Raw genomic sequence first — 20,146 nt, forward strand, 5'->3', positions numbered from 1 at the left:
ACGACGTAAGGGGTGGCGGTATCCAGTGGACGGTGGCAGACGAGTGGATCCCGCGGAGTCGAAGCTGGAGGAACTCGCCGCCGCGACCGCCGACCGGCTGCCGAAGATGCTCGACGACGTCACCCGGCTGCTGAGCCGGGACTGGCCGGACTACGCCGAATTCATCGTGACCGAACGCGAGGAAGTGCTGGTTTCGGCGTCCATGTTCCTGCACCGGCTCATCACGATGGCCCAGTGGGACATCACGGAGCTGCCCGGGGTGTCCGACGAGCAGCCCGAACCGCTGGGCGAGCAGCTGCTGTTCGAGGAGATCGGCCGCGCCCAGTGGCAGCAGGGCCGGGACCTGACGAGCCTGCTGTCGGCCTACCAGCTCGGCGCCAGGGTCGCCTGGCACCACGTGGCCGAGGCCGCGCTCCAGGTCGGCGTGCCATCCGATGTGTTCGCCTCGCTCGCCGAAGGGGTGTTCATCTTCATCGACCGACTCTCGTCGGCGTCGGCCCGGGGTTACGTGCTCGAACAGTCCGAGGCGGCTGCAGCCCGGGAGCGGCTGCGTGACGAGCTGGGGAACATGCTGCTGTCGGACCGGTCGGACACGGGTGCCATCCGCGCCGCCGCCGCGCGCATCGACTGGCCGGTGCCGCGGGAGGCCTCCGTGGTCCTCGTCGAACCGGACAATCCCGTCGGGGTCGCGCTGCTGTCCCGGCTCGATCAGTCGTGCCTGCACGTCCGGCGCCAGCGCATGCTGTGCGCGATCGTGCCCGACCCCGGTGGCCCAGGACGGCGGGACCGGCTCGCCACCACACTGGCCGGCGCGGGCGCGGTGATCGGGCACGCGGTACCGCTGGAGAACCTGCCCGCGAGCATGCGGGTCGCGGAGGCCGCCGCCCAGCTGCGGCGGACCCAGGTGCTGGTGGACGATCCGGTGTTCGTCGACGAGCATCTTGACTCGATCATCGTGCACCGCGACCCGCGGCTGCTGGACGCGTTCCGCGCGAAAGCCCTTGCCCCGCTGGACGAACTGGGCCCGGTGACCCGGCAACGGCTGTGCGAAACGCTGGCGTCGTGGCTCCGTCACCTCGGCGACCGGCGGGCCGTGGCCGAGGAGCTGCACATCCACCCGCAGACCGTCCGGTACCGGCTGACCCAGCTGCGCGAACTGTTCGGCGACAGCCTCGACGACCCGGACAACCGCCGCCGCCTCACGCTCGCGCTCGCCTGGGGCCTGCCCGAGGGAAACTAGGCGGTCAGTGCGCGAACGCCTCGGTGCCGAGCACGCGGAGGAGGTCGAGGCGGCCGGCGTCTTCGCTGTCCGGTTCGGCGGAGTAGGCGATGATGTGCAGGGCACTGCCCGGTGTCTGCAGGACGTCGCTGTCGAGAGTGAGCCGGCCGACCCGGGGGTGCTCGACGCGTTTGCGGGCCGTCCGGTGCCGGGCCGGGCGCCCGGCGGTCCACCTGGCGGCGAAATCCGTGCTGCGGGTGCGAAGTTCGGCGACCAGCCGGCGCAGGCCAGGGTCGTCGGGATGTTCGATGGATGCCACGCGCAGGTCGGCGACAAGCGCGTCGCGGAAGGCAGCGCGTTCCGCCGGAGTGAGGACGACACGGGCCGGGGTGTCGGTGAACTCGTGCCAGATCAGGTTGCGTGCCCGGCCGAGCAGGGCGGCCGGGTCACCGAGCAGGGCGGCCCACAGGGCGTTCCAGCGCAGGAGCCACCAATCGGCGGAGTAGACGGCGACCGGCCAGTCGTCGAGACGCCGCAGGAGGCGCTCGACCCCAGGCGGCATGTCGGTGGTCACGGCTCCCGCGGGCACGGCGAGGCCCGCGGCCTGATGCAGCAGCGCGGCGTCGTCGCCGGACAGGCGTAGCGCCCGGCACAGCGCCGAGACGACGTGCGCCGAGGGCCGGACCGCCCGGCCCTGCTCCAGCTGGACGAGATAGTCCACGGAGAGACCGGCCAGCCCGGCGAGCTCCTCGCGGCGCAGCCCTGGCGAGCGCCGGGCCGTTTCGATCGCGCCGACCGACGCCGGGCTGGTGCTGTCCCGCCAGCCTCGCAGCAGCGCTCCGAACTCACTGGTCACGACCCCAGTATGGCTTCGCGGCGGGCTGGGGTGGGTGGTGCTGCCAGTCCCACCGACAGGCGCTACCTTCTCCGGCTCTGGCCATCGCGGCACGCTGACCGGCATGGACACGATCACCTTGATCACCGGGGCCAACAAGGGCCTCGGGTACGAAACCGCCCGCCGCCTGCGCGAGGCGGGGCACACCGTGCTGCTCGCCGCCCGCGATCCCGAACGCGGTCAGGCCGCCGCGGACAGCCTGGGGGTGCCGTTCGTCCGGCTCGACGTCACCGACGAGGACATCGTGACGAACGCCGCGTCGTGGGTGCGTGCGCAATACGGGCGGCTCGACGTGCTGGTGAACAACGCCGGCATCAACGGGCCGGTGATCCCGGTCGACCAGGCCACCGCCGCTGACGTCGCCGCCGTCTTCGACACGAACCTGCTGGGCGTCGTGCGCGTGACGGCCGCCTTCCTGCCGCTGCTGCGCACCAGCGCCAACCCGCGCATCGTCAACGTCTCCAGCGGGACGGGCTCGTTCACGCTGACCGAACAGAACGGCTGGTGGGAACCCGAGCACGTGCCGCCGGTCTACGCGACGAGCAAGGCCGCGCTGACCAAGCTGACGATCTTCTACGCGCACGCCCTACCGGACATGCGGGTCAACGCCGCCGACCCGGGCTGGACGGCCACCGATCTCAACAACTTCCAGGGCGTCCAGACCGTGCACGAGGGCACCGACGCCATCGTCGAACTGGCGACGCTGCCCAAGGACGGCCCGACCGGGACTTATCTCAACCGGCACGGCGCCGTCCCGTGGTGACCCGCGGCTAGGCCAGCTCGTCGAGGATTTTGCGGAACTCCTTGAGAAACAGCTCGGCGTCGTCGACGAAGGCCGGGTCCGTGGCGACGCTCATCGAGAACGCGCCGTACCAGCCGAGCACGCCGACGACGAACGGGGTGCCCGGCGCGATCGGGATGATCGGGTACGCGGTGTCCAGCGGGAAATCGCCGAACGCGACCTGCCAGGACGCGCCCGGCATGTTCGACACGGTGCCGTTGAAGAACCGTCCACCGTAGACGGTGCGGGCGAACCACGCGTGAAACCACGGAGGCATCAGGTTCGCCACCGTGTGCTGCACGAACCGGGACGCGATCGCGCGGGTGCCGGTGCGCAGCCTGGCAGTCGCCTTCGCGATGTCCGCCAGCCGGTCGGCCTCGGCCATCTCCCCCGTCGGCACCTCGACCATCACCGCCGCGGTCACGTTGCCCGCCATGCCCGCCCGCGCCTCGGCGGCCATCAGCGGCACCGACAGGAGCAGCTTCTCCGGCAGCGGCGCCTTCGTGATCCGGCGGAACGCGGCCGTGCTCGCCGACAGCAGCACGTCGGTGACCCGCACCGCGCGCCGCCGCGCCAGCTCCCGCACCCACTCCAGGTCCAGCTTGAGCGTGGCGAACTCGCGGGCCGCCCCGTCTTGCGACACCGGCAGCCGTCCCTTCGGGCGCGAGTCGGTCGCCAGCTGCGCGATCCCGATGACACCACCGGCCAGCTGCGTGAGCGTGCCCGGCCGCCGCACCTCGCCCAGCGCCGACGTCAGATCCGGCGAATCGAACAGCGTCAGCATGAGGTTGATCATGCCGATCCCGTCGGCGACCGAGTGGTGCGCCAGCGACACGACCGCGGCGAGGTTTTCCTCCACCCCGGTCACGACGCAGAACCGCCACAGCGGCCGGTCACGCGGCAGCTGCTGGGCAGCGAGGTCGGCGACGAGCCGGTGCAGCGCGCCCATCCCGCCGGGCCTGCCGTCGCGCGCGAGATCGAACACCGGCACATGCCAGTCCCAGTCGATGCCGGTGTGCTCGACCCAGCGCCAGCGCCGCCACCGGGTCCGCGGCCCGAGGCGTTTGCGGAATTCCGGCCGCTCGGCGAGCTTCGCGGTGATCACCGCCTTCGCCAGCTCGTGGGTGGGCAGCCCGTCCGCGCGCGAGGTGTCCAGCATGATCAGGCCGCCGACATGTTGCGGCGCCTGGGAAGTTTCGACGTGCAGGAAGAACGCGTCCGACGCGGGGATGCGGTCCGGGTTTCGTCTCGCCACATCCGCGATCATGACATCAGCCCCCGCCACGGCGACAGCACCGCGCCGCGTTCGTTCAGCTCGAGCCGCCGAACCGGGCGGCGAGCGTCCGGTACATGCCCGGCAGCACCCCACGGATCACCACGGGCAGCCGCAGCCAGGCGGGAACGTACACCTCGGCGCGATCGTCGCGGATCGCACGCAGCACCGCCGCCGCGATCCGGTCCGCCCCAACGGGTTTCGGTGAGCTGCGCTCGTACGGCCGGCCGCGCCGCGCGAAGAACTCGGTGTCCACCACACCCGGCACCACGACGCCGATCTTCACCGTCGTGCCGGACAGCTCGAAGCGGAGGCTGTCGGCGAACACATCCAGCCCGGCTTTCACCGCCGAGTAAACCGATTCCCCCGCCACCGCGGTCCGGCCGGCGATCGAAGTGACGAAAACCACGCGTGCGGCCGGGCGGGTGCGCAACGCGGGCAGCAGCGCCCGGGTCAGCTCGACCGGGGCGGTGAGGTTCACGTCGATCACGCGCCGCACGTCGGCGGCCGTCATCTCACCGAACGGCCCGGCCCAGCCGACCCCGGCGTTGTTGACCAGGATGTCGACCTCGCCGAACCGGCCGAGAATGTCTTGCGCCAGCGCGGGAATCGCCGCAGTGTCGGCAAGATCACCGGTCACCACCTGCCCACCGGTGCGCCCGGCGAGCGCGGCGAGCCGCTCGGTGTCCCGGCCGTGCAGGACGAGCCGGGCACCTGCCTCGTGCAGTGCCAGCGCGGTGGCGGCGCCGATCCCGGACGACGCGCCGGTCACCACCGCCACGGTCCCCCGCGGCCGCATCGTCAGCCGGCGACGCTGACCGCGTCCACGACGAACACGAGCGTCTCGTTGGGCTTGATCGTCTGGTTGCCCTGCGCGCCGTAACCCTTGTCCGGCGGGATGATCAGCAGCCTGCGGCCACCCTGCTTGATCCCGGCGAGGCCCTCGTCCCAGCCCTGGATGACGCTGCCGCCGCCGAGTGTCAGCGGGAACGCGCCGGAGGCGAACGAGTTCTGCTGGTCGACCTTGTCCGACCAGGTGTACAGGTCGTAGTTGACCTGCAGCTGGCTGCCGTTCTTGGCGGCCGCGCCGGTGCCCGGCTCGAGGTCCTTGGTCAGCAGCGTCGCCGGGGCCGAGCAGGTGTCCGGGATGGTCACGGTCGGCTTGCTGCCGAACTTCCCGGTCACCTTGACGTCGTCGGCCGTGCACGGCTTGAGCTGCTGCGTCGTCGGCGACGCGGCGGCCGATGCCGAGACACCCGCCGGGTTGGGCGCGGGATAGGTCGGGCCATCACCGGGCGGGAACGACGACGGGCTCTGGCCGTTGTCGCAGGCGGCGAGACTGAGCGCGGCGGCCACCGCGAGGGCGAAGATGCCAGCTATACCAATCCGACCTAAAGCAGGCCGAGCCTGATCAACCGGAAGCCGGCCTACGCCACGCGGATCGCCGTGACTGCCGGTCGGATTGGTATCGGACGACACAGTACGCATGGCGCACACCATATCCGGGGCTGACCAGTCCTTATCCGGCACCCACGAGTGGTTCCAGGCGCCGCTCGGTGTAGACGACGCCGAGCCGGCGGGTCGCACGGGTGAGCGCCACGTAGAGATCGTTCCAGCCGCGGGGCGAACCGGCCGCGATCTCCTCCGGCGCGATCACCAGCACACCGTCGAATTCCAGGCCCTTGGCCTCGTCCACGGTCAGCAGCGAAAGCCGTTCATCCTCCGGGAGTTCCGCGCGCAGCACGGAAAGTCGTTCCGGCGGGCACAGTACCGCGACGGTGCCACCGTCGGCCGCGCGCAGCTCTTCGTCCACTGTGGACGGAAGAGAGCACTCGCCGATCGGCCGCTGCCACGGCTGGGTTCCGCTCTCCCGTACCGAGTCCGGCGCGCGCAACGCCGGGTCGACCTTCGCCAGCGCACCCGCGGCGAGGTCCATGATCTCGGCGGGGGTGCGATAGTTCACAGTCAGCTCACGCAGCCGCCACCGGTCTTCCACGTACGGGCTCAGCATTTCGTGCCACGACGACGCTCCCGCCGGCGCGCCGGTCTGCGCGACATCGCCGACCAGGGTCATCGACCGGCTCGGGCAACGGCGCATCAGCAACTGCCAGTCCATGGGGGACAGTTCCTGCGCCTCGTCGACGATCACGTGCCCGAAGGTCCAGCGGCGGTCGGCGGCGGCGCGCTCGGCCGCGGTCAGCTCGCCGCGCCGCTGCTGGCGCTCAGCGAACAGCTCGGCGTCGAGGATGTCGCTGACCCGCAGGACCTCCTCGTCGACGATTTCTTCGTCCTGGTCGAGGATGTCGAGCACGCCCTCGGCGTACGCGCGCTCCTCGCGTTCGGCGCGCTCACGTGCCGCGCGCTGCTCGCTGTCGTCCTCGCCGAGCAGCTCGGCCAGCTCGTCGAGCAGCGGCACGTCGGCCGGAGTCCAGCGGGATTTCGCCGGCCGCACCAGGAAAGCGCGCTCGCCCTCGGTCAGCCGCTGCCCCGCCGCGGTGGCCAGGCGCTCCGGGGATGACAGCAGATCGCGCAGCAGCCGTTGCGGGGTCAGCCTGGGCCACAACGAGTTCAGCGCGTCCCGGACCTTGTCCGACTCCGCGAGCTCCGCGCGGATATCGGCGCGATCGCCCGCGTCGAGGACCTCGGCGTCGCCGGTTTCCCCTTCCTCCAAGGCGATTTCCGGCACGCCTTCGAACAGGTCCACCTCGAACCGCTCGGTGGCCTGTTCCGCGAGCGAGTCGAGCAACTCGGCGACGAACACGCGGCGGGCGACGTTGTGCGGGCGCTGCGTGCCGCGTGCCTTGGCGCGGGCACGCTCGCAGGTGTCGCGGTCCAGGGTCAGCACGCTGCCATCGAACTCGACGTTCAGCTCGTTTTCGGGAATCTGCTGGCGATCCGCGACGGCGTCGGCCAGCATGGCGGTCATGATCCGGCGACCCTTGATCTCCGCGGCTTCGCGAGTGTCCTCGCCGGTGGCACGGATGCCGGGAAACAGCTGCCCCACTGTCGACAACAGCACGCCGGTCTCGCCGAGCGACGGGAGCACCTGGCCGATATAGCGCAGAAACGTGCTGTTCGGGCCGACGACAAGCACACCGCGCGTCGCGAGCTGCTGACGGTAGGTGTAGAGCAGGTACGCGGCGCGGTGCAGTGCGACGGCGGTCTTGCCGGTGCCGGGGCCGCCCTGCACGACGAGCACCCCACTCAGCTCGTCGCGGATGATGCGGTCCTGCTCGGCCTGGATGGTGGCGACGATGTCGCTCATCTCGCCGGTGCGACGGCGTTCCAGGGCCGCCAGCAACGCCGCCTCACCCGCCAGCCCGAGGTCATGACCCTGGTCGGCGGCGTGCAGATCGAGGATCTCGTCGTCGAGCGCGACGACGCGGCGGCTCAACGTCCGGATGTGCCTGCGGCGGCGCACGCCCTCCGGCGAGGCCGCGGTCGCGAGGTAGAACGGCCGCGCCGCCGGGGCGCGCCAGTCCAGCAGCAGCGGCTCGTACTCGCCGTCTTCGTCGAACAGGCCGAGCCTGCCGACGTAGGCGGTTTCGCCGTCGTGGAAATCGAGGCGGCCGAAACACAGCCCCTGCTCGACGGAGGCCAGCTGCGCGAGGCGATCGGAGTAGGTGGTGGTCGCGACGTCCCGCTCGGTGCGCGCCTGCGGGGTGCCGCCGGTCTGGGTGAGCGCCCCGGTCAGACGCCGCTGCGCGGACTCACGTTCGGCATCCAGCCTGCGGTAGAGCATCGACACATAGTCCTGCTCGGCCGCGAGGTCTCCTGTGCTGTCGGGTTCCCGTTCTGGGGCCACGGACAAGAAAAACCCGCCTTCATTCGGTGGTCGATGGTCGGACTGGCAGACCAACGACACTACCCGCCGCGGAATTCCCGCCACGGCCGATTCGGGAGCGGCTCAGAGACCGAGCACGCGCCGCAAGCCTTGATCGACGTCGTGCATCAGGTTGCCGGGGACGGAACCTACCGGACCTTCCAGTTCGTCCTTGTTCAAGGTGACCAGAGCTGTCACGTCGACCACCGAATCCCGAGGCAACCCCGTCGCGACCGAGGGCAGGAACACATTGCCCGGCATCGCCGCCAGCCCCGTGTTGGACGTGATCACGACCGCCAGTACGGTCGCGAGCCGGCTGCTGTTGTAGGGCCCCGCTTGGACGACAAGTACCGGTCGTCGCTTCGCCGGCCGGTTGCCTACCGCTGGTCCGGGATCGACCCAGTAGACATCGCCCCTTGCAATCACCAGTCGTCGTCACCGGCCGCGAGCCGGACGTGGCCGGCCGACGCCGCCGCCGCATTCGAGTCGTCGCTTCCGGCCAGCGCCAAGGCTTCGTCGATCACAGCTGTCGCCGACTCCGCGGCAAGCTGATCAAGATAGCGGCGCACGGCTCGCGTGAAGAATTCCGACCGGCTCAACCCCAGCGATGCGGCTTGCCGGGTCGCCGCCTCGAATGTCTCGTCCGGCATCGAGATCGCAGTCTTCATACGGCGAGTATAACCGGGTATGACCGGTCGCCGCCGCTAGAACGGCAGGCCGAGGGTGGGCAGGCCGATCGCGGAGTCCACGGCCAGTGCGACGAACACGATCATCAGGTACGTGTTCGAGCGGTGGAACAACGCCATCGGCTTGGTCTCGACACCACGCGCGACCTGACGCTGCAGGCGATGTGCGTAGAACAGGAACCACGCGCCGGCCAGTACCGCGAAACCCGCGTACAGCCAGCTGGTCACCGGCAGCAGCAGCAGCGTCCAGGCGACCATCACCCACGAGTAGATGACGATCTGGCGCGCCACGTGCTCCGCGGTCGCGACCACCGGCAGCATCGGCACGCCCGCGCGCTCGTAGTCCTCGCGGTACTTCATGCCCAGCGCCCAGGTGTGCGGCGGGGTCCAGAAGAAGATCACACCGAACATCACGAACGCGGGCCACTGCACGGTGCCGGTCACCGCGGCCCAGCCGATCACCACCGGCATGCAGCCCGCGGCCCCGCCCCACACCACGTTCTGCGCGGTGCGCCGCTTGAGGCCGAGGGTGTACACGAAGATGTAGAACAGGATCGTCGCGATCGCGAGCACGGCGGCGAGCAGGTTCACCGTGAAGAACAGCATCACGAACGAAGCGGCACCGAGGACGAGGCCGAACACCAGGGCGTTGCGCCGCGGCACCGAGTCACGCACGAGCGGGCGCCGCTTCGTGCGGTTCATCACCTTGTCGATATCCGCGTCGATCACGCAGTTGAGGGCATTGGCGCTGCCGGCCGCCATCGCCCCGCCGGTCAGCGTGGCCAGGATCAGCCACGGCGACGGGATGGTCCGGGCCGCGAGGAACATCGCGGGGATGGTCGTGACCAGCAGCAGCTCGATAACCTGCGGCTTGGTCAGCGCGACATACGCGACCACGCGGGCACGAAGCCCTCGCAGGCCACGGCCGGGCGGTTGCCCCCCGGGGTGGTCGGCGCTGGTGCCGGCACTGCGCCCGTGCGCAGCGTTCACCAACGACATTTCGCTCCCTGGTTCAGTTTCGGGCGGCGTCGGCGCTGGGCGGGACACCACAACAGATCGTAACCACGGGTTGCCGGGTAATGGCTTCTGGGGTGCCACCCGATGTCCCGCGGTGGCCGGGAGTGTCGGGGCCGGGGCGCCTGGGTAATCGACCTACTAGGCTGCCCTCGGAGGGCTTGCCGGTAGCTCGTGCGCATGCCCCTCAACCAGGAATATCGACCCTTCGGGATCGATTGAGATATGTGGGGCCCGCGCGGGTGCGCGGGAGGCAGAAACAGACCAACGACGAGCGTCGGGAGTTCGAGTTCAGTGTCCGAAACCGCCTCTATCAGCGAGAACAACCCCCTGCTCCGGCGGAACGTGCCGGCCGAATGGACCGATCTCGACACCCGCGCCGTGGACACGGTCCGCGTGCTCGCCGCGGACGCCGTCGAGAACTGTGGCAGCGGACACCCCGGCACCGCCATGAGCCTCGCCCCACTGGCCTACACGCTGTTCCAGCGTGAGATGCGGCACGACCCGGCCGACCCGGAATGGCCGGCGCGCGACCGGTTCGTGCTTTCGGCCGGGCACTCCAGCCTGACCCTGTACATCCAGCTGTTCCTCGCCGGGTACGGCCTCGAGATGGAGGACCTGGAGCAGCTGCGCAAGTGGGGCTCCAAGACCCCTGGTCACCCGGAGTACCGGCACACCGCGGGTGTCGAGACCACCACCGGCCCGCTCGGCCAGGGCCTGGCCAACGCGGTGGGCATGGCGATGGCCGCCCGCCGCGAGCGTGGCCTGCTCGACCCCGAGCCGGCCCCCGGCGAAAGCATCTTCGACCACCACATCTACGTGATCGCCTCCGACGGGGACATCGAGGAGGGCGTCACCTCCGAGGCCTCGTCGATCGCCGGGCGCCAGGAACTGGGGAACCTGATCGTCTTCTACGACGACAACAAGATCTCCATCGAGGACGACACGAACATCGCGCTGTCCGAGGACACCGCGAAGCGCTACGAGGCCTACGGCTGGCACGTGCAGGTCGTCGAGGGTGGCGAGGACGTCGTCGCCATCTCCGACGCCATCAAGAACGCGAAGGCCGACCCGCGCCCGTCGTTCATCCTGCTGCGCACGATCATCGGCTATCCCGCGCCGACCAAGATGAACACCGGCAAGGCGCACGGTGCCGCACTCGGCGCCGAGGAGGTCGCCGGGGTCAAGAAGATCCTCGGTTTCGACCCGGAGAAGAACTTCCAGATCGACGACGAGGTGCTGGCCAACACCCGTAAGGCGATCGACCGCGGCAAGAAGTGGCGCGCCGAGTGGCAGGAACGCTACGACGCGTGGGGTGCGGCGAACCCGGAGCGCAAGGCGCTGGCCGACCGGCTGGCCACCCGCAGCCTGCCCGAGGGCTGGGCGGAGAACCTGCCGTCGTGGGAGCCCGACGAGAAGGGCATCGCGACCCGCAAGGCCTCCGGTGAGGTGCTCTCCGCGATCGCCGACGCGCTGCCGGAACTGTGGGGTGGCTCGGCCGACCTGGCGGAGAGCAACAACACGACCATGAAGGGCGCCGACTCGTTCGGGCCGGAGAAGGCCTCCACCGGCATGTGGAACGCCAACCCGTACGGCCGGACACTGCACTTCGGGGTCCGCGAGCACGCGATGGGCTCGATCCTCAATGGCATCGCGCTGCACGGCGGCACCCGCCCCTACGGCGCGACGTTCCTGATCTTCAGCGACTACATGCGCCCGCCGGTGCGGCTGGCCGCGCTGATGAAGGCGCCGGTCACCTACGTGTGGACGCACGACTCGATCGGCCTTGGCGAGGACGGCCCGACGCACCAGCCGATCGAGCAGCTGGCCGCGCTGCGCGCCATCCCGGGTCTCAACGTGGTCCGCCCCGCGGACGCCAACGAGACCGCCGCCGCCTGGAAGGCCGTGCTGGAGGACAAGCACCACCCGTCCGGTCTGGCGCTGACCCGGCAGAACGTGCCGGTGCTCGAAGGCACTTCGAGCGAGGGTGTCGCCAAGGGAGGGTACGTGCTGGCCGAGGCGACCGGTGGTACGCCGGACGTGATCCTGATCGGCACCGGCTCCGAGGTCCAGCTGGCGGTCGAGGCGCGCAAGGCGCTGGAGGCCGACGGGGTGCGGACCCGAGTCGTCTCGATGCCGTGTGTCGAGTGGTTCGAGGCGCAGGACGAGTCCTATCGGGAGTCGGTGCTGCCGGCCGCGGTGAAGGCCAGGGTGTCGGTCGAGGCCGGGATCGCCCAGCCCTGGTACCGCTGGGTCGGGGACGCCGGCGAGATCGTGTCGATCGAGCACTTCGGTGCCTCGGCCGACTTCAAGACCCTGTTCCGCGAGTTCGGGTTCACCGCCGACGCCGTGACCGACGCCGCGCGCCGCTCGCTCGCCAAGACCAAGCAGTCCTGAGCATCCGAAGGGGATGAACGTCATGAGCGAAAGCAACAAGGATCAACTGGCTCTGCTTTCTCAAGCCGGGGTGTCCATCTGGCTCGACGACCTTTCGCGCGAGCGGCTGGACTCCGGCAACCTCGCCGGGCTGATCCGCGACCAGCACGTCGTCGGTGTCACCACGAACCCGACCATCTTCGCCAACGCGCTGTCCGCCGGCGAGGCCTACGACGAGCAGGTCCGTGAGCTCGCCGCGCGCGGCGCGGACCTGGCCCAGACCGTGCGTGAGCTGACCACGACCGACGTGCGCAACGCCGCGGACCTGTTCCGCCACGTCTACCGCGCCAGCAACGGGGTGGACGGCCGCGTCTCGATCGAGGTCGACCCGCGCCTCGCCAAGGACGCGGAGCGCACCGCCGCCGAGGCCAAGGACCTGTGGAAGACGGTGGACCGGCCGAACATCTTCATCAAGATCCCGGCCACCGAAGAGGGCCTGCCCGCCATCACCGCCACCCTCGCCGAGGGCATCAGCGTCAACGTCACGCTGATCTTCTCCGTCGAGCGCTACCGCAAGGTGATCGAGGCGTTCTTCGCGGGGCTGGAGCAGGCCAAGGCCAACGGCCACGACCTGCGCACGATCGAGTCGGTGGCGTCGTTCTTCGTGTCCCGCGTGGACACCGAGGTCGACAAGCGTCTCGACGCGCTCGGCACCGACGAGGCCAAGGCGCTGCGCGGTGAGGCCGCCATCGCCAACGCGCGGCTCGCCTACGCCGCCTACGAGGAACTGTTCGCCTCCGACCGGTGGGCCGCGCTCAAAGCCGAGGGGGCGAACTCGCAGCGCCCGCTGTGGGCCTCCACCGGCGTGAAGGACCCGTCCTACTCCGACACCCGCTACGTCGACCAGCTCGTCGTCGCCAACACGGTGAACACCATGCCGGAAAAGACGCTGTTCGCGGTCGGCGACCACGCCGAAATCGACGGTGACAAGGTGACCGGCACGGGCGCCAAGGCGCAGGCGGTGTTCGACCAGCTCTCGAACGTCGGCATCGACGTGCCGGACGTGTTCCGCACGCTCGAGGACGAGGGCGTGGAGAAGTTCGAGAAGTCGTGGCAGGAGCTGCTCGACACCGTCGAAGGGCAGCTCGGGAAGGCGAAGAACTGACCATGGCGGGGGAAGAGACCACTGTCCGCATCGCCGACGAAAACCTCGCGGCCAAGGCGGCGCCGCTGATCGGCAAGCTGGTCGCCGACCAGGTCGCTTCGAAGCTCACGGCCCAGGACCCGACGCTGTGGGGCCCGGACGCCGAATCCGAGTCCTCGATCCGGCTGTCCTGGACCACGCTGCACAAGACGTCGCGGCCGTTGATCGGCGAGATCGAGGCGTTGCGCGAGGAGCTTCGGGGCGAGGGCGTCGACCGGGTCGTGCTCGCCGGGATGGGCGGCTCGTCGCTGGCGCCGGAGGTCATCACCGGTACCGAGGGTGTGCCGCTGACCGTGCTGGACACCACCGATCCGGGCCAGCTCGCCGACGCGCTCGCCGGTGACCTGCAGCGCACGGTGCTCGTGGTGTCGTCGAAGTCCGGCGGCACGGTCGAGACCGACAGCCACCGCCGCATCTTCGCGGAGGCGTTCGCCGAAGCCGGAATCGACGCGGCGCGGCGCATCGTCGTCGTCACCGACCCCGGCTCGCCGCTGGCGCAGCTGGCCGAGACCGAGGGCTACCGCAAGGTGTTCCTCGCCGACCCGCACGTCGGCGGGCGCTACTCGGCACTGACCGCGTTCGGGCTCGTCCCGGCCGGTCTCGCCGGCGCCGATGTCGCGCGGCTGCTCGACCAGGCGGCCGCCGCGGCGCAGGTGCTCGGCGACGACAACGCCGAGAACCCTGGGGTGGTGCTGGGCGCGGCCTGGGCCGCGGCGCACGCCGAGGGCGCCGAGAAGGTCGTGCTGGCCGATTCCGGCTCAGGTATCAAGGGATTCCCGGACTGGGCCGAGCAGCTCATCGCCGAGTCCACCGGCAAGCTCGGCACCGGGCTGCTGCCGGTCGCGGTCGACGGGCCGGACGCGCCCGGTTTCGCCGACGCCGGGTCCGACGCCACCCCGATCGCGATCGGGCCGGGCATCCCGGCCGCGAAGATCGCCACCGGGGGGACGCTGGGCGCGCAGTTCCTGCTGTGGGAGTTCGCCACCGCGATCGCGGGCCGCCTCCTGGAGATCAACCCGTTCGACCAGCCCGATGTGGAAGCCGCGAAGGCCGCCACGCGCGCGTTGCTGGACAACCCCGCTTCGCTCGAAGACGGCGGCTCACCATCCACTGTGGACGGTTCGGTCGAGGTGTTCGCACCGGAAGGCGTTGACACCACGGGAACTCTGGCCGACGTGTTGCGCTCGTTCCTCGCGACGGCGCCGGAGCACGGCTATCTCGCGGTGCAGGCCTACCTCGACCGGCTCGACGACGCCTCGGCCGAGCTGCTGCGCCCCGAACTCGCCAAGCGCACCGGCCTGCAGACGACGTTCGGCTGGGGCCCGCGGTTCCTGCATTCCACCGGGCAGTACCACAAGGGCGGCCACCAGAACGGCATCTTCCTGCAGGTCACCGGCAACGCCGAAACCGACCTGGAGGTGCCGGACCGCCCGTACACGCTGGGCAAGCTGCAGCACGCCCAGGCCCTGGGCGACGGCCAGGTGCTCACCGAGCACGGGCGCCCGGTGCTGCGGCTGCACCTCACCGACCGTGCCGCCGGACTCGCCCAGCTTGTCCGTGCTGTACAGGAGGTTGCCCGGTGACGGAGCAGTGGACCAACCCGCTGCGGGACCCGCGCGACAAGCGGCTGCCGCGGATCGCGGGCCCGTCGAGCATGGTGATCTTCGGGGTCACGGGCGACCTGTCGCGCAAGAAGCTCATGCCCGCGATCTACGACCTCGCCAACCGGGGCCTGCTGCCCGCGGGTTTCTCGCTCGTCGGGTTCGCCCGGCGGGACTGGGAGCACGAGGACTTTTCGCAGCTGGTGCACGACGCCGTGGCCGAGCACGCGCGGACACCGTTCCGTGAGTCGGTGTGGCACCGCCTCGCCGAAGGCATCCGGTTCGTCCAGGGCAGCTTCGACGACGACGACGCGTTCGACCGGCTCGCCGACACCGTCCGCGAGCTCGACGCCGAACGCGGCACCGGTGGCAACACCGCGTTCTACCTGTCGATCCCGCCGGGCGCCTTCCCCGTCGTGACCAAACAGCTGGCGCGCTCCGGCCTGGCTCAGGGGGACGCGCAGTCCTGGCGCCGCGTCGTCATCGAGAAGCCGTTCGGGCACGACCTGGCCAGCGCCAAGGAACTCAACGCGATCGTCAACGACGTGTTCCCCGAGGAGTCGGTGTTCCGCATCGACCACTACCTCGGCAAGGAGACGGTGCAGAACATCCTGGCGCTGCGGTTCGCCAACCAGCTGTTCGAGCCGATCTGGAACGCCAACTACGTCGACCACGTGCAGATCACCATGGCCGAGGACATCGGCCTCGGCGGTCGCGCGGGCTATTACGACGGCATCGGCGCGGCGCGGGACGTGATCCAGAACCACCTGCTGCAGCTGCTCGCCTTCACCGCGATGGAGGAGCCGCTGTCGTTCGAGCCGCGGGCCCTGCGCGCGGAGAAGATCAAGGTGCTGTCGGCGATCACCGCGCCGCAGCCGTTCGACGAGACGACCGCGCGCGGCCAGTACTCGGGTGGCTGGCAGGGCGGCAAGAAGGTGCCCGGCCTGCTGCAGGAGGCCGGATTCGCGAAGGACTCGACGACCGAGACCTATGCCGCGGTGACGCTGGAGGTGCAGAACCGCCGCTGGGCGGGCGTGCCGTTCTACCTGCGCACCGGCAAGCGGCTGGGCCGCCGCGTCACCGAGATCGCGGTGATGTTCAAGCGTGCCCCGCACCTGCCGTTCGACCGCACTTCGACCGAGGAGCTGGGGCAGAACGCGCTGGTGATCCGGGTGCAGCCGGACGAGGGCGTGACGATGCGGTTCGGTTCGAAGGTGCCGGGCACGACGATGGAGGTCCGCGACGTCACGATGGACTTCGGGTACGGGCACGCGTTCACCGAGTCCTCCCCCGAGGCCTACGAGCGGCTCATCCTGGACGTGCTGCTCGGTGAGCCATCGCTGTTCCCGGTGAACGCCGAGGTCGAGCTGTCCTGGCAGATCCTCGACCCGATCCTGGACCACTGGGCCAAGAACGGCACACCCGAGCCGTACCCGCCGGGGAGCTGGGGTCCCGCTTCGGCGGATGAAGTGCTGGAACGTTCCGGCCGGAACTGGAGGCGCCCGTGATCATCGACCTGCCTTCGACCACGACCTCGCAGGTCAACCGCAAGCTCGTCGAGCTCAGGGAACGCGGCGGTGCCGTGGCGCTGGGCCGGGTGCTGACCCTGGTGATCGTCGACGACGACGGCGAGCACCTGGAGGAGCACATCGACGCGGCGAACGAGGCCAGCCGCGAGCACCCGTGCCGGGTCATCGTGATCGCCCGCGGTTCCCGCACGGCGGCGGCCCGCATCGACGGCCAGATCCGCATCGGCGGGGACGCCGGGGCGAGCGAGGTCATCGTGCTGCGGCTGTACGGGCCACTCGCGGCGCAGGGCCAGAGCGCGGTCGTGCCGTTGCTGCTGCCGGACGCACCGATCGTGACGTGGTGGCCCAGCGCCGGCCCGAAGGCCCCGGCCGAGGACCCGATCGGTCAGCTCGCACAGCGCCGCATCACCGACTCGGCGGCCGAGCGGAACCCGATCCGCGCGCTGACCACCCGCCGGAAGGCCTACACCCCCGGTGACACGGACCTGGCGTGGACTCGGCTGACGAACTGGCGCGCCCAGCTGGTCGCCGCGCTCGACCTGCCGCCGTACGAGGCGATCACCGGCGCCACCGTCACCGGTGAGGCGGACTCGCCGTCCACCGAGCTGCTGGCCGGCTGGCTCGCCGAGTACCTCAAGATCCCGGTGAAGCGGATCAAGGTGGCCGGCGCGCAGGGCATGGTGTCGGTGTCGCTGGAACGGCGTTCGGGCGTGGTGGAGCTGCACCGGCCGGACGGCAAGGTGGGCACGCTGAGCCAGCCTGGCCAGCCGACGCGGCGGATCGCGCTGCATCGCCGCAACACCAAGGACTGCCTGATCGAGGAGCTGCGGCGGCTCGACTTCGACGAGGTCTACGAGGCCTCGTTGCACGGGCTCGACAAGCTCGCCCCGGGTTCGGCGAAAAGCGAGAGCAAGGCCAAGAACGGGGCCAAGAACGGCAAGAAGGCCAAGGCGAGCGCATGAGTGAGCCCGAGGTCGTCGTCTACGCCAACCCGGATCTGCTCGCCGCGGCGGTGGCCGCCCGCCTGGTGACCAGGCTGGTGGACCTGCAGGCGGCCAAGGGCTCGGCCTCGTTGGCGCTGACCGGTGGCAGCACCGGGATCGCCGTGCTGGAGCAGCTGCACCAGTCCCCCGCGCGCGACGCGGTGGACTGGTCGCGGCTGGATCTGTACTGGGGCGACGAGCGGTTCGTACCCGCGGACGACGACGAGCGCAACGAGAAGCAGGCCCGTGAGGCGCTGCTCGACCACGTGCCCATCGATCCGAAACGGGTGCACGCGATGGCCGCCTCGGACGGCGAGTTCGGTGACGACCCGGACACCGCCGCCGAGGCCTACGCGCGGGTGCTCGCCGCGCATGCGTTGCCGGAGAACCACGGCACCGTGCCAGGCTTCGACATCACGCTGCTCGGTCTCGGCGGCGAGGGGCACACCGCGTCGGTGTTCCCCGAATCGCCCGCAGTGTATGAGACCGAACGTTCCGTGGTCGCGGTCCGCAACTGCCCGAAGCCGCCGCCGACCCGGATTTCGCTGACGCTGCCCGCGATCCGCCGCTCGCACGACGTGTGGTTGCTGACCACGGGCGAGGCGAAGGCGGACGCGGTGGCGCTGGCGTTGTCCGGCGCCGGTGAGGTCCAGTTGCCCGTCGCGGGTGCGCGCGGCCAACGCCGGACGCTGTGGCTGATCGACCGGGCCGCGGCGGGGAAACTTTCCCATCTGTACCAGCCGCCCACGGCGTGACTTCGCAGGCCGACTCACCCACAGGCATTAGCATCCGCACATTAATTTCCATCCTTGCGTCCCAGCGGGCTCCGGATGGCGTCTCACCGTCAAGTTCATGAGACGAGTGAGGGCCGATCACATGAGCACTGAGGGACTTCCCATCGGCATTTCCGTTGGTGGCGCAGGCGTACCGGGGCGATATGGCGCGCGATGGGAATTGCTGACCAGACGCCGGACCTGGATACCACTCGCGATCGACGGTGCCGCCATGCTGCTGGCCGCACTCGACGTCTGGCTGGTCATCCCCGACAAGGCACCGCCGTATTCGATCTACCTTTCCGCGCTCGCGTGTCTGGTACTCCCGGCGCGTCGCCGGCTGCCGTTCGTCACGGTGCTGGGCACGATCCCGGGTTTCCTGACCGGCTGGTCGCAGCTGGCCGCGATGATCGCGCTCGGCATGCTGGCGACCCGCAAGCAGACGCACTGGCAGGTGTGGGTCGGCGCGGCGCTGGTCTGGGCGTGCCGGTTCGTGCAGTGGCCGCCGGCGGATTTCGCGCAGCTGAGCTGGCGCGAGCATGTGCTGGACGGCATCTACGGGATCCTGGTCGCCGGGATGCCGATCGCGATCGGGCTGCTCATCGGGGCGCGGGCGCAGCTGTCGCAGAAACTGGCCGAGCTGGCGGCGAGCCGTGACCGCGAGCAGCAGCTGCACGCTGATGCGGTGCGGGCGGAGGAACGGGCCCGGCTGGCGCGGGAGATGCACGACGTCGTCTCGCATGACATCACGTTGATCGCGATGCAGGCTGGGGTGCTCGCCGCGGGCGACGGGGCGAACGCGCAGCAGACGGCGAAGGTGATCCGCGAGCTGTCGACCCGCACGCTGGAGGAGCTCAGGTCACTGGTCGGGGTGCTGCGTTCCGGCTCGGGTGATGACGACGGCCCGCGGCCCGGGATCGGTGAGCTGGGCCAGCTCGTGCGCGACAGCGAGGTGCCGGTGCGGCTGACCATCGACAGCGTGCCCGAGCAGCTGCCGTCGAAGGTGTCCGCGGCGGCCTACCGGACGGTGCAGGAGTGCCTGACCAATGTCCGCAAACACGCCCCGGGTGCGGCCGCGACGGTCGTGATCCTCGGGGACGGGGACACCCTGAACATCGAGGTCCGCAACGACAGCCCGAACCTGCCCGTGACCCCGCTGCCCTCGGGCGGACACGGCCTGACCGGACTCGCCGAGCGGGCCCGCCTGCTGGGCGGCAGCTTCGAAACGAACCCGACCCCCGACGGCGGCTTCGAAGTCCACGCCACCTACCCCGTGGGGTCCTGACAACGCCATCGGGGCCGGTGTCAACCAACACCGGCCCCCGCGCGAGTTGAGCGTTGCGTGCGCGCGAGTTGAGCGTTGCGTGCGCGCGAGTTGAGCGTTGCGTGCGCGCGAGTTGAGCGTTGCGTGCGCGCGAGTTGAGCGTCGGGAGCGCGCGAGTTGAGCGTCGGGAGCGCGCGAGTTGAGCGTCGGGAGCGCGCGAGTTGAGCGTCGGGAGCGCGCGAGTTGAGCGTCGGGAGCGCGCGAGTTGAGCGTTGCGTGCGGCGGGAACGCGCAACTCGCGCAGCGGGAACGCTCAACTCGCGCGGACCCGGGAACTAGATGATCTGGCGGCGTTGGCGGAGGCGCTCCAGTGCCTCGGCGAGAATGGCCTCACCGTCGGCGTCGCTACGGCGCTCCTTCACGTACGCCAGGTGGGTCTTGTACGGCTCGGTCCTTGGTGCCGCCGGCGGGTTCTTGGCGTCCTGCCCGCCGGGCAGCCCGCACCTCGGGCAATCCCATTCGTCCGGGATTTCGGCGTCCATCGAAAACGACGGAACCGACTCGTGCCCGTTGGCACACCAGTAGGAAACCCGGCGCCGTGGCGCGGACTCGCCGCGCTCGGACTCACCGGATGGACCGGCACCGACCCTGGTGCCTCGAATCGCGTTACCGCCAACCATGAATCCTCACAGAGTGATAGGCGGCGCGCCCCCCATAGGCACGCC

Annotated in this window: 18 protein-coding genes; 9 read left to right on the top strand and 9 right to left on the bottom strand. The window is 70.3% G+C overall.

Going from position 1 to position 20,146, the window contains the following annotated elements; genetic code table 11:
- Positions 1-43 precede the first annotated feature (43 nt).
- Positions 44-1,240 carry a PucR family transcriptional regulator gene (locus tag GKO32_RS18065; RefSeq protein ID WP_312868044.1) on the top strand — a complete coding sequence of 399 codons (1,197 nt, stop codon included), beginning with the start codon at positions 44-46 and terminating at the stop codon, positions 1,238-1,240.
- A 4-nt stretch (positions 1,241-1,244) separates the two neighbouring features.
- Here the strand turns inward: GKO32_RS18065 and GKO32_RS18070 are convergent, their stop codons facing one another.
- Complete coding sequence (locus tag GKO32_RS18070) at positions 1,245-2,075, bottom strand: helix-turn-helix domain-containing protein (protein ID WP_312868046.1); 831 nt, start codon at positions 2,073-2,075, stop codon at positions 1,245-1,247.
- 103 nt (positions 2,076-2,178) lie between these two features.
- Between GKO32_RS18070 and GKO32_RS18075 the strand changes: the two genes are divergently transcribed.
- Entirely contained in the window at positions 2,179-2,877 is a 699-nt protein-coding gene (locus tag GKO32_RS18075; protein WP_154758064.1) for an SDR family NAD(P)-dependent oxidoreductase, read from the top strand.
- 7 nt (positions 2,878-2,884) lie between these two features.
- Here GKO32_RS18075 and GKO32_RS18080 read toward each other — a convergent pair whose 3' ends face one another.
- The 7 genes from GKO32_RS18080 to GKO32_RS18110 form a co-directional block, all read right to left on the bottom strand.
- A complete protein-coding gene (locus GKO32_RS18080) occupies positions 2,885-4,180 on the bottom strand; it encodes a wax ester/triacylglycerol synthase domain-containing protein (protein WP_154758065.1) in 1,296 nt (431 codons plus the stop codon).
- Between the two features lie 25 nt (positions 4,181-4,205).
- A complete protein-coding gene (locus tag GKO32_RS18085; RefSeq protein ID WP_312868048.1) occupies positions 4,206-4,940 on the bottom strand; it encodes an SDR family NAD(P)-dependent oxidoreductase in 735 nt (244 codons plus the stop codon).
- Positions 4,941-4,969: 29 nt separating this feature from the next.
- Positions 4,970-5,524: an FKBP-type peptidyl-prolyl cis-trans isomerase gene (locus GKO32_RS18090; protein ID WP_312868050.1), complete on the bottom strand. Its 555-nt coding sequence runs from the start codon at positions 5,522-5,524 to the stop codon at positions 4,970-4,972.
- A gap of 163 nt (positions 5,525-5,687) precedes the next feature.
- The gene (locus tag GKO32_RS18095; RefSeq protein ID WP_312868080.1) at positions 5,688-7,973 is read right to left on the bottom strand and encodes an ATP-binding domain-containing protein; all 2,286 of its coding nucleotides are present in this window, start codon (positions 7,971-7,973) and stop codon (positions 5,688-5,690) included.
- A gap of 102 nt (positions 7,974-8,075) precedes the next feature.
- Positions 8,076-8,417: a type II toxin-antitoxin system PemK/MazF family toxin gene (locus GKO32_RS18100; protein WP_312868051.1), complete on the bottom strand. Its 342-nt coding sequence runs from the start codon at positions 8,415-8,417 to the stop codon at positions 8,076-8,078.
- Positions 8,414-8,659 carry a ribbon-helix-helix domain-containing protein gene (locus GKO32_RS18105; protein WP_154758069.1) on the bottom strand — a complete coding sequence of 82 codons (246 nt, stop codon included), beginning with the start codon at positions 8,657-8,659 and terminating at the stop codon, positions 8,414-8,416. The genes GKO32_RS18100 and GKO32_RS18105 overlap by 4 nt, the downstream gene beginning before the upstream one ends.
- A 36-nt stretch (positions 8,660-8,695) precedes the next feature.
- The gene (locus GKO32_RS18110) at positions 8,696-9,676 is read right to left on the bottom strand and encodes a heme o synthase (RefSeq protein WP_154758070.1); all 981 of its coding nucleotides are present in this window, start codon (positions 9,674-9,676) and stop codon (positions 8,696-8,698) included.
- Between the two features lie 309 nt (positions 9,677-9,985).
- Between GKO32_RS18110 and tkt the strand changes: the two genes are divergently transcribed.
- The 7 genes from tkt (at position 9,986) to GKO32_RS18145 (ending at position 19,442) form a co-directional block, all read left to right on the top strand.
- Positions 9,986-12,088 carry a transketolase gene (tkt, locus tag GKO32_RS18115; protein ID WP_312868052.1) on the top strand — a complete coding sequence of 701 codons (2,103 nt, stop codon included), beginning with the start codon at positions 9,986-9,988 and terminating at the stop codon, positions 12,086-12,088.
- A gap of 22 nt (positions 12,089-12,110) precedes the next feature.
- Complete coding sequence (gene tal, locus GKO32_RS18120; RefSeq protein ID WP_154758072.1) at positions 12,111-13,232, top strand: transaldolase; 1,122 nt, start codon at positions 12,111-12,113, stop codon at positions 13,230-13,232.
- Positions 13,233-13,234: 2 nt separating this feature from the next.
- Positions 13,235-14,854: a phosphoglucose isomerase-related protein gene (locus tag GKO32_RS18125; protein ID WP_154758073.1), complete on the top strand. Its 1,620-nt coding sequence runs from the start codon at positions 13,235-13,237 to the stop codon at positions 14,852-14,854.
- On the top strand, positions 14,851-16,380 hold the full coding sequence (zwf, locus tag GKO32_RS18130; protein ID WP_312868054.1) for a glucose-6-phosphate dehydrogenase: 1,530 nt from the start codon (positions 14,851-14,853) through the stop codon (positions 16,378-16,380). The genes GKO32_RS18125 and zwf overlap by 4 nt, the downstream gene beginning before the upstream one ends.
- Positions 16,377-17,363, top strand: coding sequence for a glucose-6-phosphate dehydrogenase assembly protein OpcA (opcA, locus tag GKO32_RS18135; protein ID WP_312868055.1), 987 nt, complete (start codon positions 16,377-16,379; stop codon positions 17,361-17,363). Before zwf ends, opcA begins: the two co-directional genes overlap by 4 nt.
- Positions 17,360-18,139 carry a 6-phosphogluconolactonase gene (gene pgl / locus GKO32_RS18140; protein WP_154758075.1) on the top strand — a complete coding sequence of 260 codons (780 nt, stop codon included), beginning with the start codon at positions 17,360-17,362 and terminating at the stop codon, positions 18,137-18,139. The genes opcA and pgl overlap by 4 nt, the downstream gene beginning before the upstream one ends.
- A gap of 121 nt (positions 18,140-18,260) precedes the next feature.
- Positions 18,261-19,442, top strand: coding sequence for a sensor histidine kinase (locus tag GKO32_RS18145; protein WP_154758076.1), 1,182 nt, complete (start codon positions 18,261-18,263; stop codon positions 19,440-19,442).
- 314 nt (positions 19,443-19,756) lie between these two features.
- Here the strand turns inward: GKO32_RS18145 and GKO32_RS18150 are convergent, their stop codons facing one another.
- On the bottom strand, positions 19,757-20,101 hold the full coding sequence (locus GKO32_RS18150; protein WP_154758077.1) for an RNA polymerase-binding protein RbpA: 345 nt from the start codon (positions 20,099-20,101) through the stop codon (positions 19,757-19,759).
- Positions 20,102-20,146: the final 45 nt, after the last annotated feature.

This window comes from Amycolatopsis pithecellobii, from assembly GCF_009707865.1.
In the GTDB taxonomy this organism is placed as follows: domain Bacteria; phylum Actinomycetota; class Actinomycetes; order Mycobacteriales; family Pseudonocardiaceae; genus Amycolatopsis_E; species Amycolatopsis_E pithecellobii.

Bases quoted from the DNA above. Each gene is read 5' to 3' on its own strand.
- GKO32_RS18075 (WP_154758064.1), top strand. From the start codon at position 2,179: ATGGACACGATCACCTTGATCACCGGGGCCAACAAGGGCCTCGGGTAC.
- GKO32_RS18105 (WP_154758069.1), bottom strand. From the start codon at position 8,659: ATGAAGACTGCGATCTCGATGCCGGACGAGACATTCGAGGCGGCGACC.
- GKO32_RS18110 (WP_154758070.1), bottom strand. From the start codon at position 9,676: ATGTCGTTGGTGAACGCTGCGCACGGGCGCAGTGCCGGCACCAGCGCC.
- tal (WP_154758072.1), top strand. From the start codon at position 12,111: ATGAGCGAAAGCAACAAGGATCAACTGGCTCTGCTTTCTCAAGCCGGG.
- GKO32_RS18125 (WP_154758073.1), top strand. From the start codon at position 13,235: ATGGCGGGGGAAGAGACCACTGTCCGCATCGCCGACGAAAACCTCGCG.
- pgl (WP_154758075.1), top strand. From the start codon at position 17,360: ATGAGTGAGCCCGAGGTCGTCGTCTACGCCAACCCGGATCTGCTCGCC.
- GKO32_RS18145 (WP_154758076.1), top strand. From the start codon at position 18,261: ATGAGCACTGAGGGACTTCCCATCGGCATTTCCGTTGGTGGCGCAGGC.
- GKO32_RS18150 (WP_154758077.1), bottom strand. From the start codon at position 20,101: ATGGTTGGCGGTAACGCGATTCGAGGCACCAGGGTCGGTGCCGGTCCA.